An 18,320-nucleotide genomic window follows, 5' to 3' on the forward strand; every position below is an offset into this window, starting at 1 on the left:
ACGACATTCTTGATGTCTGCTGTCAGGCTTGGAATAAATTTGCTTTGCAACCGGACGCCATTCGATCCCTTTGCTCTCGGAGCTGGGCGGTGTTGTCATAGAAACTTATTGGGATTGGTATTACTTTACAGTGCAGGACTATGCTTACTACATTTTTAATTTACTGAGGCTTATCGTATGAACAAGGATTACACGGCAATTGGTTTTAGGCAGGGATGCTTTAATTTTTCCAATAAATTAACAAATGGCGTGAGGCGGCGTTTGGTAATTTGCGAAACGCTGTTTAAAACAATTTTTTTGATTTTTGTGTGCGGCATCAGCCTGCAAGCCTGCCAAAACTATGGCGTTAAAACAGTTCAGCCGGGGATTATTGATGCCGCCCAAATTGAAAAAATCACTGCGGCGTTAATTGCCCGGCAGCAACCGGAAACAGAGGCTCAAGGCCAGCAAATTCAAGCTCTGACCGAAGCAGTTACGGCATTAAGCAATGGTCAAGACACGTTGGGGACAGAAGAGCTTGTCAACACGGCAATAACTGGTCTGGCGCAGGGCAAAACCACTGGAGCAAAAGCCTTGTTTGCACAATTGGCGGAAAATTCGCAAACCGAAGCCAAACAAAAGGCTGGTGCATTGCGGCATTTGGGGATTTTGGCTTCTTTAGACAATACCCAAGACGCTTTGGCGGCATATCGCCGAGCCACCGAACTTGAACCAAACGATGCGGGTGGCTGGCGGCAATTGGGGCGATTGTTAAACCAAACCGGTAAATCAGACGAGGCCATAGTAGCCTTTCAAAAACAGTTGGAGTTGGCGGAAACCAATCAGGATCAAACCAATATAGCAGAGTCCTATAGCAATTTAGCGGATGTCTATCAGGCACGAAGTGAATTTAATACCGCTATAAAACTATACCAAAAAGCCCTGCAAGTTAATGAAGCCTTAGCCAACCAGGCTGTTATAGCGAAAAATTATAATGACTTGGGCAATGCTTATTTTAATACCACTGATTTATCAGGGCAGGCGATTGCTTGCTACCAGAAAGCCTTGCAATTGCATGAAGCCATCGGTGATCAACAACAAATTGCCCGCCAGTACGATAATTTGGGCAATGCCTATCAAAAACGTGGTGATTTGCCGAATACTTTGGTGATGTATCAAAAAGCCTTACAGCTCTATGAAAAACTGCATGTTAAAACTGGAATTGCCATAAATTACAGAAATTTAGGGATTGTTTACAAAACCAGCAAGGATTTGGACAAAGCGATTGAAATGTTGCAAAAAGCTTCGCAAATTGACCAGCAATTAGGCGACAAAAATGGCCTGGCAATTGACTACAACCATTTGGGATTGGCGTATCAACTCAAGGGCAACAAAACCGAAGCAAAACGTTATTATTTGCTCAGCATGGAGTTGTTCAGGATTTTGAACAATCAAGATGATGCCGAACCTATCCGGGATTTATTGGATGAATTGTGATGGTTTTTCATTTAGGAATGTGCATGGAATAAATTCGCGGATCAAGACCTGTCAGGTTTTGAAAACCTGACAGGTCTGACGAGCCGGTGCGGAAATTATTTCATGCCCGTTCCTTAGTTCGTGCCTGACCGAGAAAGCCAAAAACATACAAAATCGGACGAAAAGCATAGTGTCGTTGGCTGGGGATGAAGCGATAGCGCAATCCTGGCACCACAAGCCACTCTGCTGGGGTTCTTTGCGTTTTATGCCCTTTGCGGGTACACCCCAGCCTACTTTGCTGAGTGTCATAATGAGAAAGCTGGATTTTAGCGGTGCCCGGCTGGTTTTGGAGCGCGGTCATCTTGACCGCAACCCGCTGGCAGGATGCCTTTATGCCCCATAGATACGCGCTCCTCTCAATAAAAACCAATAAAAACCGAAAACTTGACCGTTTGAAGTATATGGTACACGGGTGATTAATGTGGTGCGGGAGCGACGACACATAAAAAATGTTGATGGTTATTGCTCTCAAAGCGGATGATTCTCTTGACAACATCCTCTGCACTGCTGTCCCCAATTGGGCCGGCCGTGACGCGGCCCGTGGCTGAGCTGATGAGATGGACGTAACTTTGGTAAGGGCCGCCAGCTAGCGTTGTGTTGATTAAAAACTTAGCATCACCTCTCTTTGGTATGTCATTCGGAGCTTCGCTGCCAGGATTGCAGGCACCGAAAAAAATCAAACCGTCCGCCGTCACCAAGGAACTCAGGGAGTTGGTAAACAGTAATAAGCGTTCCGGGGATATTTCAACGTATGACTTTAGGTCGAATAGCGGTTCGCGGCAAACAGTTTCACAGAGATTGATTCGGGATTTATATGTCTCCTTACGGGCCGTTGCCAGCTTATCGGGAGCGCAATAACGCTTGAAGCAAGCTTGGTCTAGCGGTTGCAACTGTTTTTCCAGCCCCTTTAACTGATGCCGGATATCGATTGGATCCATCTGCACCAGTTCCAGCCAATGTGCGGAGATATAGTCGGTAAATATATGATTTTTATTGATATTATAGTCAATCGACAAAACATCCTTAAGCCCAGGCTGCGCTTCGGTAAATTGCAACAATTTCCCATTGGTGCCACTTATCGTGAGGTCTTTCCAAAACACCTTGTCATTGAGTATCGGGCCATCGAAGCCGCCATGACCGATAAAAATAACCCGGTCAAAAGGGGGAGTCTCTTGTAATATTTGCCCGGCCTGTTGGTAATAATCTTCCCAACTCCAAATATCACGCAATTGCTTGACAACCGCCTTGAACTGCTTGCGATAAAAGACTTCTATTTTGTCGGCAGGCTTCTCGGCCCACCTCTTGCTTCCCTTGGTGTCGGAATCTCCGCTCAATAAAGGCACAATCAGTACCCGCCTTGGCGGTTGCAAATAGCTCAACGCCCCCCGTGTGGACTGGCACGACAATAAGCGGATTTCTTCGCTGCAAACAGCGTTTGAGCATAAGCTCAACAAAAAAGCAAGCAGAAACCAGATACGAATACTATTGATCACGACAAAGCTCCGTTAAAAAGTTCAGGCACTAAGGATTTGGCTAAAAATAACTTCCCGAACTTTTATTGCCGAAACCGTAGAGACCTGACAGGTCTTAAATCAGGAAGTTAATATTGGCCGAATCCTAATTCATATTGCCCTTGCATTATGCACGAGCGTTAAGTCAACAGTATTGTGGTTTAGGCAACTCGCAATAAATACCCCCTGACACAAGAAAAAAACATAGTCCACGAAAATCACGAAAGGCACGAAAAAATAATAAAAAACATCGTGTTGTAGTGTTTTTCGTGGACGATTCTTTTAGTGGATTTAATACTTTGTGCTGAGAATCTGTGGCGGTTTATTTTCTGCGAGTTACCTTATGGTCAGCTAAACAAATTTATAATTGAAGAAGGTATTAGGTTGTCGAATCCAATAATCCAGGGCATTAAGCTTTGACGCGGGTGATTTTTAGGACGATGGGCAGTTCTTTCAAGTGGCGCATGATTTTTGCCAAATGGACGCGGTCACGGGCGGTTAAAGTAATCAAATCGACACAAACCCGGTCATCTTGGTCAACGACATTGACGTTTTCAATATTCGATTCCATTTCAGAAATCGCCGATGCAATAGTTGCCAAGGCTCCGCGTTGGTTTATGATTTCCAGGCGTAACTCGGCAGGAAAATCGCCGATAATATCTTGGCTCCATTCCACATCCAACCAGCTAGTGTCTTTTTTACGCAATACGACACGGTTACGGCATTCGTGGTGATGCACGACGATGCCAGTGCCTGGGTTAAAAAAGCCAATGATGGCATCCCCTGGAATCGGGCGGCAACATTTGGCAAGGGTGATGACCATGCCCTCGGTGCCTTTGATGATCAGCGGAGTTTTCTGGATTTTCTCGTTGCCATTTAGTTTGATATTGGCGTTGATGTCATCCTGGGTGAGTTGTTTGGCAACTAAAAATGGCATTTTATTGCCCAAGCCTATGTCTTCAAGCAAATCATCGAGGGTTTTTAAATCAATCACTTTGAGGAAAGCTTTGAGGCGGGATTCTTCGATGTTATCGAGCTGCAAATTCATCATTTGCAGCTCTTTTTCCAATAACCGGCGGCCTAGGTTGATGGCTTCCTGCTGTTTGAAGTTTTTTAGGTAATTGCGGATGCTGGAACGGGCTTTGACGGTAATGACATAATTCAGCCACAACGGATTGGGCCGTGCCCAGACTGCGGTGATGATTTCCACCGTCATGCCATTTTCGAGTTTAGTCTGCAAAGGCACGAGCTGTTTGTCGATTCTTGCGGAGACGCAGGCATTGCCGATGTCTGTATGCACCGCGTAGGCAAAATCCACCGCCGTGGCACCGCGCGGCATTTTAATAATGGCCCCTTTAGGCGTAAAAACAAAGACTTCCTGAGGAAAAAGGTCGATTTTCAGGTTATCAATAAATTCCAATGAATCGCCGGCGGATTTTTGGATTTCCAGTAAATCCCGCAACCATTCATTTGCCAGGGCCTGGACTTTTTCGGTTTTATCATCATCGGATTTATACAGCCAATGCGCGGCAATGCCGGATTCCGCCATGCGGTGCATATCATGCGTCCTGATCTGGACTTCGATAGGCACGCCAAACGGGCCCATCAACACCGAGTGCAGCGATTGGTAGCCATTTTCCTTAGGTAGGGCGATATAATCCTTGAACCGTCCTGGAATGGGTTTGTACAAGTTATGGATGACGCCTAACACGCGATAGCAAGTATCGACGCTATCGCAATAAATTCTAAACGCATAAATATCAAAGACATCCGATAATAAAATTTTTTTATCGGTCATTTTTTTATAAATGCTGTAGAGGTTTTTTTCCCGGCCCGCCACTTCACAAACTAAATTTGCTTCCGTTAAACGGATTTTAATCGCGCTTTCGATGGTTTCGACGATTTTACGGCGAGTCCCCCGTTCTTTTTTGACGGCATTTTTTAATTCGTCGTAGCGTTCGGGATACATCGCCGCAAAGCTTAACGCCTCCAGTTTGTGCCGGATATCGTTCATGCCCAGACGGTTGGCAAGCGGTGCGTAAATCTCCAGCGTTTCGTGGGCAATGCGTTGTTGCTTGTCTGCTGGCATTGCACCGATGGTCTGCATATTGTGCAAACGATCCGCCAATTTGACGATGATCACGCGCAAATCTTTCGCCATTGCCAAAAACATTTTGCGGACGTTTTCGGCTTGGGCTTCGGCGCGGGATTTGTCGTCGATTTTGCCAAGTTTGGTGACGCCATCAACCAGATCGGCTACTTCGCTGCCAAATTCTTTGGCAAGTTGTTTTTTGCTGATTTTACAATCTTCTATGACATCGTGCAGGATCGCCGCCATAATGCCGTTAGCGTCCATGTGCATTTCAGCCAGGCTGATCGCCACGGAAATCGGATGGCAGATATAGTCCTCACCGCTTTTGCGGACTTGTCCTTCATGGACCCGCGCACCAAATTCATAGGCGCGGATACAATCGGCTATCTGGCTTTGTTCCAGATAGCCGGACAAGGTGTCGCACAAGCGGCGGACGAGTATATCCTGGGGGCGGTCAAGCACGTTCATGGAAGCTGGGACAATCAGAATGCGGGTGGATAATCCTGGACTTCAACGGTACGGTGTAGGCGTTTGATGTTTTCGTCGGTGACATGCCCCGCTGCAATTTCGCGTAACGCCAAGACGGTATCTTTATCTTTTTGACGCGGGAGGAATTCAGTCGCGCCCTGGCTGAGCTGACGGGCACGGGTGCTGGCTAACAGCACCAGTTTAAAGCGGTTTTCCACATGTTCCAAACAATCTTCGATAGTGATTCTAGCCATTAATGTTTCCTGTAATAAAAATGAAAATCGGTGTGCAGTACACCGTAAAAAAATAAAAGTCCACCGTACCTTACGCCGTTATGACTATAACAGAACGGAGAAAGTGCGGTGGACTTATATTAGTGTGCCATTATAAATAATGGCGGCAAGTCTATTGTCGGGTTTTTAAGATCGCCACGGCGGGCAATTCTTTTCCTTCCAAAAATTCCAAGAATGCCCCGCCACCTGTTGAGGTGTAGGAGACATCGTTTTCAATGCCGAACTGGTCGATTGCCGCCAACGTATCGCCGCCGCCAGCCAGTGAGAATGCAGGGCTTTCGGCAATCGCTTTCGCCAGTGTCTGGGTGCCGTGGCTGAATTGTTCAATTTCAAACACACCGACCGGGCCGTTCCAAACGATAGTGCCGGCGGATTTTAACAACCCGGCATATTGCGCGGCAGTTTCAGGGCCAATATCCAATACCAAATCATCATCTTCAATATCCGCCACTTTTTTCACGGTGGCGACGGCGGTTTCTGAAAATTCTTTCGCGCAGACGACATCGACAGGGATTGGAATATCTGAACCCGCTTGTTTTGCCGCCGCAATCAGGCGTTGCGCTTCTTCGATCAAATCCGGTTCATACAGCGATTTACCCACCGGGTAACCTGCCGCCGCGATAAAGGTGTTGGCAATGCCGCCACCGACGATGAGTTGGTCAACTTTTTCCGACAAAGACTTCAAAACGGTCAGTTTAGTAGACACTTTAGAACCACCGACGATGGCGACTAAAGGCTTAGTTGGGGTTTCCAGGGCTTTGCCCAGTGCATCCAGTTCGCTGGCCAATAGCGGCCCGGCGCAAACGATAGGCGCGAATTTGGCGACGCTGTGCGTCGATGCTTGGGCGCGGTGGGCAGTACCGAAAGCGTCCATGACGAACACATCACATAATTTCGCCATTTTCTGGCCTAATTCATCGCTATTTTTTTCTTCGCCGACGTTAAAACGGACGTTTTCGCATAAGACCACTTCACCAGGTGCTATTGTCACGCCGTCCAACCAATCTTTTTCCAAACGTACCGGTTTGCCCAATAATTCCGCCATGCGTTCAGCAACGGGCTTCAGTGACGATTCTTCGTCATATTGGCCTTCAACCGGACGTCCCAAATGGGACATGACAATCACCGCCGCACCGGCTGCCAGGGCTTTTTCAATGGTAGGCATACTGGCTTGGATACGGATGTCGCTGGTCACTTGACCATTTTTCACGGGTACGTTCAAATCTTGACGGATTAATACACGTTTACCTGATAAATCCAGATCAAGCATTTTTTGAATTGACATAGTTCACTCTCGCTTTTTGTTTAGGGGTTCGTTGATTTCCATTTAATGGAACAGCCGATGCTGGCGATTTGGTCACTAGGGCCTTGGCCTGTAGCCGCCACTAATTTCAGTGCTTCAAATAATTCGCGTATTGTATCAGGTGGGGCGGTTTCGCGGCGACTGGCATCCAAACGTCCGCGATATTGCAATTTAAAATCAGCGTTGTAGCCGAAAAAATCCGGTGTGCAAACTGCGCCGTAAGCCTTGGCAATTTCTTGGGTTTCATCCAGCAAATAGGGGAAGGGATAATGATGTTCCTGAGCTATTTTTTGCATATTGGCAAACGAATCTTCTGGATATGCTTCCGTGTCGTTGGACATGATGGCGACCGAGGCAATGCCAAAGACTTGCAATTCGCGGGTGTCACGCAGAATGCGCTCATGGATGGCTTTGACAAACGGGCAATGTTGGCAAATAAACATCACCAGCAAGCCTTTCTCGCCCATGCAATCGGCTAAAGTCCAAATACGTCCGTCAACACCCGGTAAGGCAAAATCCGGTGCGGGTTTATCAAAATCACAAACCGGCGTTTCCAATGCAGCCATAGCAAGCCCCCAAAAAAGTAGATTAATTAAGCACCAAATGACAAATTCAACAACTCGTTATCCAAACGTCCGGCGCGGAAAGTCTTGCCGGATTCCACAGCGGTCACAATGACGCTGGCAGGGCTGAACAGCATCGCATCAATTTTGAAGAAATCGTATTGGTATTCCTTAAAAACTTGTGCGAACGGTTTGCCGTAATCTTTGGAAGTCGAACTAGGCAATTCATTTGCCAATTTTTCCGCCGCTTCATCGCTGCCTTTAACAAAAATATGCACGAGACCAGCGAACAAAATCGCGTCATTGGTGCGGCCCATTGCTTGCACGAAGTCAGGGTGTGGTGGGCACACAGGCGCACTGCCGCTGCCGTCGATGATATTTTCCAAAGGGAAGTGCAGGGCGTGGGCTTTGTGCATCGCCACTTCCAAGACGCGGCCGACGACTTGCACACAACCTGCGAGGCTGCTGGTCGGCGTGACAATGATAGTCAGATTTTCTGGCGACACGCCACAGGCGGCGGCGACTTTATCGACAATTTCCACAGGCGGGATTTTGTCGTTTTCGATCACCAGCACGGTTTGGTCGTTGGCATCTTGATAGGCCAATTCTTTGTACAATTCTTCAACGGGCATGGCCACGCCGTCTTTGGTTTTAGTCGCCATCGCCCGCGCCGGGCCGGAACCTAAGGCGTAATATTTTTCATGCGCCAAACTCCAGCCTGCGTACTGGCTACCCAGACACGCCAATACCGGATGGGTGCTGTGCACGTTGACAGTCAAAGGCCATTTTTCGGTGTAAGCACTTTGTGACAAACTCACCGTGCCCATGCCGCCCAGACAAATTTCCGTGATAATGCGGCCCGCTTCCAAACCACCTGGGGCGTTGATGCCTGCGTCGATAATCGTGCAACCATTGTCCAGCGTTTGCAGGTGCAGACGATATTTGTCGGCGTTATTAAGCAGCTCTTGCACTAAGGGTTGGGCGAGTTTGTTTACACTAGCTTTGAATTCCATGAGGATGAAAACCTGATTGTTTTGTTATGAAAGAGGTAATAAATGTGAGTTTTTTAGACTTTTCATGTTGTTAAAACCTGAAAGTCTTAATCCGGCAATTTGTGTGAAATAATACCTAATTGCCACAAAATGTTGCGTTGCCGATATTGTAACTGTTCGCACACGCTTTGTGCTGTTTTATGGTGGGCAATGATACTGCAAATCGGTTGGCCTTTGCGACAGATAACGCCCGATGGCGGTATATCCAAACAATTTTCAGGCCATTGCATCGTGTCGGGAATAGGTAGGTCGCAAGGCGCGTAAATGATTTGGCAAGCGCAGGATTGAACTGGCGGAAAATCCATAATAGGCGACAATCTTCTTGCACAGGCGTTGATATGTTGGGTCATTAGATCGCCAGCATACAATTGCATACTCGCCGAAGGGCGCGGATTAATTTCCAAAACCCACAAATCCTCACCGTTTTGCAAAAAATCCAAAGAATTCAACCCTGTTAAATTGAACGCCGGGACTAATTTGCCTAACCAACCGCCGATTAACGCTTTTTGCTGATCGCTTAACCCGGTTTGGTTGATCACCCCCGCAAACACAAACGCTTCCGTGCCGATTGCCACCGTCCATTGCCGATTAAAACCAATGACTTGCACATGGTGTCCATCCGCCAAAAACAATACCGAATGGGGGATGCCGGATTGTTGCCGTTGCCAGTAACAACCAGCCACAACGCTATCCGCCAGCCAGGTTTTAATACCGACACCACCTTGCCCACGCAAAGGTTTGCTTAACCAATCATTTTTATCATCAGGTGCAGAAAAAACGCTAATGGGATAAGGGATGTTTAAGCTAGCCAATACCTGAAAAAAATAGTGTTTGTCGATGATGTTGGCAAAGGTTTCCGGCGAATTGCCGCAAAGTTGCAGACGTTGTTGCAAGTAAGCGAGGGATTCAGGAAAAGCCTCAAAACCACTGCCATAAACGGCTCGCTTGACTGGGTAATGGTTTAAGAAAAACGCTACGGCGGGAGCTATATCATCCTCACGCAAAGAATCCACCTGCCGCCAAGCATGGGCTGATTCGCGCGTGTCCCTATCGGCGTATAAATCAATTACTATGGGAATAAAGCCAGCTTGGTGTGCGGCTTGTGCCAACATTCGGGCGGAGTTGGCGAGGATTAGGAGGTGGTTGCTCATTGATGGGTAAATTTATAGCGACTAATCATCTAGTTATGACTACTTATAACGAGATGTAGACATAGGATGTGCTGAACGAAGGGAAACGCATCATTAGCTGTGGGTATGGATGGGCTTCCTATCGTCAGCCCATCCAGCTTTTCAAAGTCTACATCTTAACGCAGGGCGGGTTATTCAACCCGATCTTAACGTTTTTGCGGTTGTTGGAGATGTTGAAACGTTTAAGGAAACCCAATTGCAGGTATTGTTAAACACGCCGTTTTGTTCATCAATTTCTGAAGCGAAAGAGAAAAATGGTTTGCTTTAATGCTTTTAGGGTACTCGAAAACCTAACAAAAAAACCCGCTAAGCCATACCGGTTTAGCGGGTTTTTAGGTTTCAGGTCATGGGATTTGGGAGTTAATTGACTGCTGATGCCTGATAATTGACTGTAAAATCATTCAGATAACCCAGTTCAACAGGGAGGTGTCCTGTTTTAGCGGGTTTAAACGCGTTTACGCCGACACGCGACAAGTAAAACACTTGGTCTGGCATGTAGTTGCCTGTGGCGCGGATTTCGCCTTGGTAACCGTAACGGCTGCGCAACAGCCATGCGTGGGTAAATAAGCGTCCGTCGGCGAAGTCAGGGAAATCCAGCTCGACTAAGGCGATTTTGTCCAAATCATCTGCAAAATCGGTGACGGTATCGGCAGGGTTGATGCGGATGCCGAGTCTGCCGTCGTGTGCCAGCAATTTCGGTTTTTCTTGTTGCCAACGGTTTAAAGACACGCTGATGTCCCCGGTTGCCAGTTCGTCATCATCCGCCAGTGATTGCCAGTTGTCGTCGATAATTTGTTGGTCTTTAATGATTTGCATAGACTTGCTCCTTGAAGGGGTCGATTCCCACCCGTTTTACCATGTCCAGGAAGCTCTCTTCTTCTAGGCGTTGTTTGATGTAGACATCCAGTATTGTAGTGATGGCTTGCGTGACTTCGTTTTTGGCAACGGCGGGGCCTAAGCGTTCGCCAATCGCGGCTTCGTTTTCGGACGAACCTCCCAAGGTGAGCTGGTACCATTCGGCGCCTTTTTTATCGACACCCAAAATGCCGATGTGGCCGACGCTTTGGTGGGCGCAGCCGTTCATGCAGCCGGACATGTTGATTTTGACATCACCGATGTCGTGCAGATAATCCATGTCATCCAGGGCTTCGTTGATTTCTTTGGCGATGCCGATGGAACTGGCGTTGGCTAATGAGCAAAAATCTAGACCTGGGCAGCAAATCATGTCGGTGACTGTGCCGATATTGGGTGTCGCCAAGTTGAGCGTTACCAATTGTTGCCACAAACCAAACAAATTCGCTTGTTTGACATCGGCGAAGACTAGGTTTTGGCGGTGTGTGACCCGCACTTCACCAAAACTGAATTGGTCCGCCAAATCGGCAACGGCGTCTAGCTGTGCGTCCGTAGTGTCTCCAGGCGCCACTTCGGGGGCTTTGAGCGATAAGACCACGGCGCGGTAGCCTGGGATTTTATGGCTGACGGTGTTTTGTTTGTACCAGGTCGCAAATGCCGGATTGTCTTGCAAATATTGCCCGAAGCTTAAATCGTCAGCGGCGTCGGCTGCATAATCCGGCAGGGTGAAATGGCCTTTGATGGCTGCGATGCGTCCGTCGCCCAGTTCCATGCCATCTTTGATTTGTTGCCATTCGGCTTCGACCATATCGGTGAATTTTTTCATGCCGGTTTCTTTAACGAGGATTTTGATCCGTGCCTTATATTTGTTGTCGCGTCGGCCAAACAGATTGTAAATCCGTAAGATGGCTTCCAGATAAGACAGCAAATGTTTTTTCTCAAGATACGGACGGATGACTTGGCCGATGATCGGGGTGCGGCCTAAACCGCCACCGACGAGTATCTTAAATCCGGTTTCGCCAGCGTCATTTTTGACCAGATGCACACCAATGTCATGGAATTGGGTCGCGGCTCGGTCATGCAATGCGCCGCTGACGGCGATTTTGAATTTGCGGGGCAAATAATCGAATTCAGGATGCAAGGTTGTCCATTGGCGGATGATTTCGCAATACGGGCGTGGGTCTTCCAGTTCATCGACGGCGATGCCGGCAAAGTGGTCGGAGGTGGTGTTGCGCATACAATTGCCGCTGGTTTGGATGGCGTGCATTTGTACCGTGGCGAGTTCGGCTAAAATATCCGGCACTTGTTCCAATTTAGGCCAGTTGTATTGGACGTTTTGGCGGGTGGTGAAATGGCAGTAGTTTTTATCGTAAGTGCGGGCGATATGCGCCAGTTTGCGCACCTGGGCGGAACTGAGCAGGCCATAAGGGATGGCGACGCGCAACATGGGCGCGTGGGTTTGGATGTAAAGGCCGTTTCTTAGACGTAAGGCCCGAAACTGTTCATCTGCTAATTCACCTTGCAAATACTTTTCGGTTTGCCGTCTGAACTGGGCGACCCGTTCATTGACAAGGGTTTGGTCTATTTCGTTATATTGATACATGTTGCCTGTTTTAAGTGCCTTTCCGGCGAAAAATCATGGTTAATCATCATATACTCTGCGTCATAAAATGACAAAATTTATTGGATGGTGATACCATTAACTGTTAATTTTTGTGTATTTGTTTCATTTAAACTACTAAAAGAGAGGGGGTATTGTGGTTCGTTTTTTATTGGTGATGCTGGTGGCAATGCTAGTGCCGCAACTGGCGATGGCGGAAACGGAGGGGTTTGCGAACCTCGACATGACCGGGACACAACGGGGCATTTTTACCGTTTTGATTTTTATCATCGCCTACGCTTTTGTGATGACCGAAGAATTTACGCATTTGCGTAAATCAAAACCCGTTATTTTGGCGGCGGGGATTATCTGGGCGCATGCGTCTATTTTGGCGCAGCAAAAAGGTGTGCCTGCCGAAGATATGCACGCGGCTTTTGAGCATGATTTGAAAGAATATGCCGAGCTGATGCTGTTCTTGTTGGTGGCGATGACTTACATCAATTCCATGTCAGAACGTAATGTGTTTGAAGCGTTGCGTTCCTGGCTGGTCAGAAAACAATTCGGCTACCGTAAATTGTTTTTGATTACGGGTGTGATTACGTTCTTCCTGTCTTCTGTTGCCGATAACCTGACCGCCGCCTTGTTGGTTGGCGCGGTGGTGTTGGCGGTTGGTGCGGACAACCCCAAATTCGTCAGCATCGGTTTCGTCAACTTAGTGATTGCCGCGAATGCGGGTGGCGCTTTCTGTCCGTTTGGCGACATCACCACCTTGATGGTTTGGCAAGCGGAATATGCTGAATTCTTTGATTTCTTCAAATTGTTCATCCCTTCCGTGGTCAATTACGCAGTTCCTGCGGCGGTGATGTATTTTGCCGTGCCTGATGAGCAACCGAAAGAAACCAGTGAAGAAGCAGTTAAATTGAAACCCGGCGCGATCCAAATCTGCGTGATGTTCCTGTTTACCATCGCCACGGCGGTCAGTTTCAAACAAGTCCTGCATTTGCCACCTTTCATGGGCATGATGGTCGGTTTGTCTGCATTGATGTTGTACGGTTTCTACTTGAAAAAAGTCCATGCTCCAAAAGGTGGACACGGTTTTGATATTTTTGAAGGCGTCAAAAATGCGGAATGGGACACTTTGTTGTTTTTCTTCGGCGTGGTTTTCGCGGTAGGTGGTTTGGGTTACATCGGTTATCTGGAATTGTTGTCCGGCGCGATGTACGAAGGTTTGGGCGCAACCACAGCCAACATCATGGTCGGTTTGATTTCGGCGATTGTCGATAACATCCCGGTCATGTTCGCGGTATTGAACATGGGCGTTGATATGGATCTGTACCAATGGTTGTTGGTCACGTTGACCGCCGGTGTGGGTGGTTCGTTGCTTTCAGTCGGTTCAGCCGCTGGTGTGGCCTTGATGGGCCAGTCTGACCATAAATACACCTTCTTCAGCCATCTGAAATGGACCCCTGCGATTGCCGCAGGCTATGCCGCCAGTATTTTCACCCATTATCTGATTAATGGTTGATCATCCAAATTTGCACTTTACTCTAGTGTAACGTTGTAGCCTCAACAAGGCCGGTAGCCAGCTTTTTCAGTGGCTGTCGGCCTTTTCTATTTTTATACCTATGACAGAGACAACAAACATTTGGCGGAAGCTGCTTAACAAGCACATGCTGATTTGCATATTCACTGGTTTTAGCTCTGGCTTGCCATTGTATATTTTGATTAGCCTTGTGCCTGCCTGGTTGCGTTCTGAAGGCGTGGATTTGCAAGCGATAGGTTTGTTTGCGCTGATCCAATTGCCGTTCACGTGGAAATTCCTTTGGTCGCCTTTGTTTGACCGCTATAGCCCACCATTAGGACGGCGGCGCGGCTGGCTGTTCATTTCCCAAATTGCGCTATTGCTGGTCATTCCGGTGTTCGGAGTGCTGCATCCAACCCCAGATTTATGGACCATTGCTTATCTGGCGGTGGTGGTGGCCTTTTTCAGCGCCTCGCAGGATATTGTGCTGGATGCTTACCGGCGGGAATTATTGCCGGATACGGAGCTGGGCATAGGTAACGCCATCCATGTCAATGCCTATAAAATTGCCGGTTTGGTGCCAGGTTCCCTGTCTTTAATTCTGGCGGATCATTTGCCGTGGAATCTGGTGTTTGTCATCACCGCTTTGTTCATGTTGCCGGGTATTGTCATGACCCTGGTTGTCGCCGAACCTATGCTTGAATATGCCCCGCCTAAAACCCTGCGGGCCGCCGTGATTGAACCGTTTCAAGAATTTATCAGCCGCAATGGCCTAAAATCAGCGGCTTGGGTATTGGCATTCATCTTTTTTTATAAACTGGGCGATAGCATGGCGACCGCGCTTGCCACACCGTTCTATCTGGATATGGGCTTTAGTAAAACCGAGATTGGCCTGGTCGCCAAAAATGCTGGTTTGTGGCCTAGTGTTTTCGGCGGCTTGGTCGGTGGTGTCTGGATGATTAAACTAGGCATTAACCGTGCCTTGTGGATTTTTGGTTTGGTGCAGATGGTCGCCATTTTGGGCTTTGCCTGGTTGACCACAATGGGCCATAGCTTGTTATGCCTGGCGGCCGTGATTGGCATCGAAGCCTTGGGGGTAGGCTTGGGTACCGCAGCTTTCGTCGCTTTTATCGCCCATACCACGCATCCACTTTACACTGCCACACAATTTGCCTTATTCACCAGTTTGGCGGCGGTGCCGCGTACTTTTGCCAATGCCGCGACGGGCTATTTGGTAGAATGGTTCGGATGGCAGGGTTTTTTCCTGTTTTGTTTTGCCATCACACTACCGGGTATGTTGCTTTTGCTTAAAGTCGCCCCGTGGCATGGTCAACAGCCTGCTAGTCATAATTCATAAAGAGGTCAATGGCCTCCCTCTTGTTCAATGTGGGAGCCAATCATTGTGGGCCGCAAAGCCTTAAAGCTATCAAGCCGGCCTTTCAAGCAACGCCAAAAAAACTTTCATCCAGAGATTTAATTTTCAATAATCGCCCCCACATCCCTTGTTTAAAAAATGCCGTTCAATATCAATTGTTTCATAAGTGCTTGCATAGGACATGGATTGTTCCGCTCCCGCTTTTGTGGGCAAGTACTTATGAAACACACGTAAGCTTATTGAATGGGATTGTAATATCTTGAAAGCCCACCCAATTTTCACTGGCTGGCGATTATCGCTGGCACTGCGTTGCGATTTCACGAATAATTATTTAACTTTCAGAAAAAAGGTCGAACATACACATGGCAGATAAAGAAGATTTTTATAAGGTACTGGGTGTTGATCGCAATGCCAGCGATGCCGAAATCAAGAAAAAGTACCGCAGCATGGCGATGAAATTCCATCCTGATAGAAATGCCGACAATCCTGAAGCCGCGGAAGCTAAATTCAAACAAGTGAAAGAAGCTTACGAAGTGCTGTCAGACCCGAAAAAACGCGCCGCTTATGATCAGTTTGGTCATGCCGGTATCGACCCGTCGATGGGTGGGCGGCCTGGTGGTTTTGGCGGTGCGGAAGGTTTTAGCGACATTTTCGGTGATGTTTTCGGGGATATTTTTGGCGGTGGACGGCAGCGTGGCGGCGGTGTGCAACGCGGCTCGGATTTACGCTATAACTTGGAAATTACGCTGGAAGAAGCGGTTGCCGGTACGGAACAAAAAATTCGTATTCCGGTGTTGGTGGCTTGTAGCGAATGTAATGGTTCTGGTGCGAAAAAAGGTTCGTCTCCGGTTATTTGTTCCACTTGCCACGGTCACGGTCAAGTCCGTATGCAGCAAGGTTTCTTTTCCGTGCAGCAGACTTGCCCGACCTGTCGCGGCACGGGCAAGCAGATTAAAGACCCGTGCGGAAAATGTTATGGGCAAGGCCGCGTCCAGGAATCGAAAACCTTGTCGGCAAAAATTCCGGCGGGTGTCGATACGGGCGACCGTATCCGTTTGGGTGGCGAAGGCGAAGCAGGGGAACGTGGCGGGCCGGCAGGGGATTTGTACATCGAAATCCGCGTGAAAGACCATGAGATTTTTACGCGTGACGGGGCAAATCTTTATTGTGAAGTACCGATCAGTTTCGTAACCGCTTGTTTGGGGGATGAAATTCAAGTGCCTACGCTGGATGGCAAGGTCATGCTGAAAATTCCACCCGAAACCCAAACAGGAAAATCCTTCCGCTTGCGCGGCAAAGGTGTAAAACCAGTCCGCGGCGGGCCAGTTGGCGATTTGTTATGTAAAGTGCAAATAGAAACCCCTGTCAATTTGACCAAAGAGCAACGGGCGTTGGTGGAGCAACTGGGCGAATCGTTGACAGGCGGTGGCAAACATCATAGCCCTCAAGAACATTCGTTTTTGGATGGCGTGAAGAATTTTTTCGATAAATTGACAGGTTAATCATGACTCGTATTGCTGTTATCGGTGCATCAGGACGTATGGGCTTGTGCTTGATTAAAGCCGCAAAAATGGCGGAAGCCGGTCTTGTTGATGCTAGGTTCACCGCCGCTATTTCCCGTCCTGGCAGCCATGCCGTTGGACATGATCCCTGTATGCTGGTTGGTATGGGGGGCTCAGATATTAAAGTCGTCGATAATATCATGACAGTGATGGATGATTTTGATGTGTTGATAGACTTTACCCGCCCTGAAACAACGATAAACACGCTCAATTTTTGCCGGGATGCCGGGAAAAAACTGGTGATTGGAACGACGGGTTTTAACGATGCCCAAAAATCGCTGATTACCGATGCCGCCGATGACATCGCCATCGTGCTTGCCCCCAATTTCAGCGTCGGAGTCAATCTATCGTTGAAATTGCTGGAGATTACCGCAAAAATTATGGGTGATTACACTGACATAGAAGTGATAGAAGCCCATCACCGCCATAAAATTGACGCACCGTCCGGCACTGCCCTGCGTATGGGTGAAGTGATCGCCGATACCCTGGGCAGGAATTTAAAAGATTGTGCGGTTTATGGGCGCGAAGGCAACACGGGTGAACGTGACCGCAAAAGCATCGGTTTCTCAACCATACGGGCCGGTGATATTGTCGGCGAGCACACCGTGATGTTTGCCGATGAAGGCGAGCGTGTCGAAATCACCCATAAAGCCAGCAGCCGCATGACCTTTGCCAACGGTGCGGTACGGGCGGCGGTTTGGTTGCGGGATAAAAACAACGGCATGTACGATATGCAGGATGTGTTGGGATTGAAGCACATTTGACCGCGTTTACTGTTTGTCATTGTTAAATTGCAGCCAAAGGATTACCAATAAAGATTTTGTGAATAGGCGCACAAATTGGACAGACCATTATGTGGCTACCAGGGAAAGAAGAGGGTGCTTCCTTGGCAGGTGTTTCCGATGATCCTAGACAAGTATTTGAAATACGATTGGCTTTTGATGTATTGATAGGCTTGGGTATGGGTTTTAATCAATTTTTACAGGTTCAAATAAAGACGTGGGAAATAACGCATTTCGGTAAAAATTATCGGACTTTAACCAAAATGTTTTTGCTCTTCCTGCATTTTTAGTGCTAACATGGGATGCAGTTTAAGTTTGAGCCAGCTTTATTTCTAAGGCTGGGATTTATAAAGCCAATTTACCTTGGCGATTTTTCAAGTAAAGAGTGTCATATGTCAGATCAAGTTGTAGGTACCGTTAAGTGGTTCAATGATGAAAAAGGTTTCGGATTTATTGAACAAGAAGGTGGCAAGGATGTTTTCGTCCACCACAGCGCAATTAACGGCACTGGCCGCAAAACCTTGCGCGAAGGCCAAAAAGTGACCATGCAGGTGACTCAAGGTCAAAAAGGCCCGCAAGCTGAGAACGTAACCCCAGCGTAATATCTTTAAAAGAACCCAAAAGTGACTTGCTTTTGGGT

The 18,320-nt window shown here is 47.8% G+C and carries 16 protein-coding genes; 7 read left to right on the top strand and 9 right to left on the bottom strand.

All coding sequences use genetic code 11. The features are described 5' to 3' along the window. The first annotated feature begins 177 nt into the window (after positions 1 to 177). Positions 178 to 1,476: a tetratricopeptide repeat protein gene (locus PHH59_RS01365; RefSeq protein WP_300010049.1), complete on the top strand. Its 1,299-nt coding sequence runs from the start codon at positions 178 to 180 to the stop codon at positions 1,474 to 1,476. A 455-nt stretch (positions 1,477 to 1,931) separates the two neighbouring features. Here the strand turns inward: PHH59_RS01365 and PHH59_RS01370 are convergent, their stop codons facing one another. The 9 genes from PHH59_RS01370 to PHH59_RS01410 all read right to left on the bottom strand — a co-directional run bounded on the left by PHH59_RS01370 (position 1,932) and on the right by PHH59_RS01410 (position 12,442). Beyond that, complete coding sequence (locus PHH59_RS01370; RefSeq protein WP_300010052.1) at positions 1,932 to 2,858, bottom strand: hypothetical protein; 927 nt, start codon at positions 2,856 to 2,858, stop codon at positions 1,932 to 1,934. Between the two features lie 577 nt (positions 2,859 to 3,435). Beyond that, positions 3,436 to 5,586: a RelA/SpoT family protein gene (locus tag PHH59_RS01375; protein WP_300010055.1), complete on the bottom strand. Its 2,151-nt coding sequence runs from the start codon at positions 5,584 to 5,586 to the stop codon at positions 3,436 to 3,438. Between the two features lie 14 nt (positions 5,587 to 5,600). Then, on the bottom strand, positions 5,601 to 5,840 hold the full coding sequence (rpoZ, locus tag PHH59_RS01380; protein ID WP_300010058.1) for a DNA-directed RNA polymerase subunit omega: 240 nt from the start codon (positions 5,838 to 5,840) through the stop codon (positions 5,601 to 5,603). A gap of 151 nt (positions 5,841 to 5,991) precedes the next feature. Then, complete coding sequence (locus PHH59_RS01385; RefSeq protein ID WP_300010061.1) at positions 5,992 to 7,164, bottom strand: phosphoglycerate kinase; 1,173 nt, start codon at positions 7,162 to 7,164, stop codon at positions 5,992 to 5,994. Between the two features lie 20 nt (positions 7,165 to 7,184). Next, on the bottom strand, positions 7,185 to 7,748 hold the full coding sequence (locus PHH59_RS01390) for a thioredoxin family protein (RefSeq protein WP_300010064.1): 564 nt from the start codon (positions 7,746 to 7,748) through the stop codon (positions 7,185 to 7,187). A 26-nt stretch (positions 7,749 to 7,774) separates the two neighbouring features. Further along, positions 7,775 to 8,758, bottom strand: coding sequence for a methenyltetrahydromethanopterin cyclohydrolase (gene mch / locus PHH59_RS01395; protein WP_300010067.1), 984 nt, complete (start codon positions 8,756 to 8,758; stop codon positions 7,775 to 7,777). A gap of 86 nt (positions 8,759 to 8,844) precedes the next feature. Then, positions 8,845 to 9,948 carry an ATP-grasp domain-containing protein gene (locus tag PHH59_RS01400; RefSeq protein ID WP_300010070.1) on the bottom strand — a complete coding sequence of 368 codons (1,104 nt, stop codon included), beginning with the start codon at positions 9,946 to 9,948 and terminating at the stop codon, positions 8,845 to 8,847. A 399-nt stretch (positions 9,949 to 10,347) separates the two neighbouring features. Then, on the bottom strand, positions 10,348 to 10,803 hold the full coding sequence (locus PHH59_RS01405; RefSeq protein ID WP_300010073.1) for a DUF934 domain-containing protein: 456 nt from the start codon (positions 10,801 to 10,803) through the stop codon (positions 10,348 to 10,350). Continuing rightward, positions 10,790 to 12,442, bottom strand: coding sequence for a nitrite/sulfite reductase (locus PHH59_RS01410; RefSeq protein ID WP_300010076.1), 1,653 nt, complete (start codon positions 12,440 to 12,442; stop codon positions 10,790 to 10,792). Before PHH59_RS01410 ends, PHH59_RS01405 begins: the two co-directional genes overlap by 14 nt. A 187-nt stretch (positions 12,443 to 12,629) precedes the next feature. Between PHH59_RS01410 and nhaD the strand changes: the two genes are divergently transcribed. The 6 genes from nhaD (at position 12,630) to PHH59_RS01440 (ending at position 18,282) form a co-directional block, all read left to right on the top strand. Beyond that, positions 12,630 to 13,964 (top strand): sodium:proton antiporter NhaD, encoded by a 1,335-nt coding sequence (nhaD, locus tag PHH59_RS01415; protein WP_300010580.1) that lies wholly within the window; start codon positions 12,630 to 12,632, stop codon positions 13,962 to 13,964. 145 nt (positions 13,965 to 14,109) lie between these two features. After that, positions 14,110 to 15,318: an AmpG family muropeptide MFS transporter gene (locus tag PHH59_RS01420; protein WP_300010079.1), complete on the top strand. Its 1,209-nt coding sequence runs from the start codon at positions 14,110 to 14,112 to the stop codon at positions 15,316 to 15,318. A gap of 380 nt (positions 15,319 to 15,698) precedes the next feature. Next, positions 15,699 to 16,838 (top strand): molecular chaperone DnaJ, encoded by a 1,140-nt coding sequence (gene dnaJ / locus PHH59_RS01425; protein WP_300010082.1) that lies wholly within the window; start codon positions 15,699 to 15,701, stop codon positions 16,836 to 16,838. Between the two features lie 2 nt (positions 16,839 to 16,840). Then, positions 16,841 to 17,662: a 4-hydroxy-tetrahydrodipicolinate reductase gene (dapB, locus tag PHH59_RS01430; protein ID WP_300010085.1), complete on the top strand. Its 822-nt coding sequence runs from the start codon at positions 16,841 to 16,843 to the stop codon at positions 17,660 to 17,662. Between the two features lie 89 nt (positions 17,663 to 17,751). Further along, positions 17,752 to 17,970, top strand: coding sequence for a hypothetical protein (locus tag PHH59_RS01435; protein ID WP_300010088.1), 219 nt, complete (start codon positions 17,752 to 17,754; stop codon positions 17,968 to 17,970). Between the two features lie 102 nt (positions 17,971 to 18,072). After that, the gene (locus PHH59_RS01440; RefSeq protein ID WP_019867332.1) at positions 18,073 to 18,282 is read left to right on the top strand and encodes a cold-shock protein; all 210 of its coding nucleotides are present in this window, start codon (positions 18,073 to 18,075) and stop codon (positions 18,280 to 18,282) included. Positions 18,283 to 18,320 lie beyond the last annotated feature (38 nt).

The sequence above is a fragment of the Methylovulum sp. genome (assembly GCF_028687615.1).
Classification (GTDB): domain Bacteria; phylum Pseudomonadota; class Gammaproteobacteria; order Methylococcales; family Methylomonadaceae; genus Methylovulum.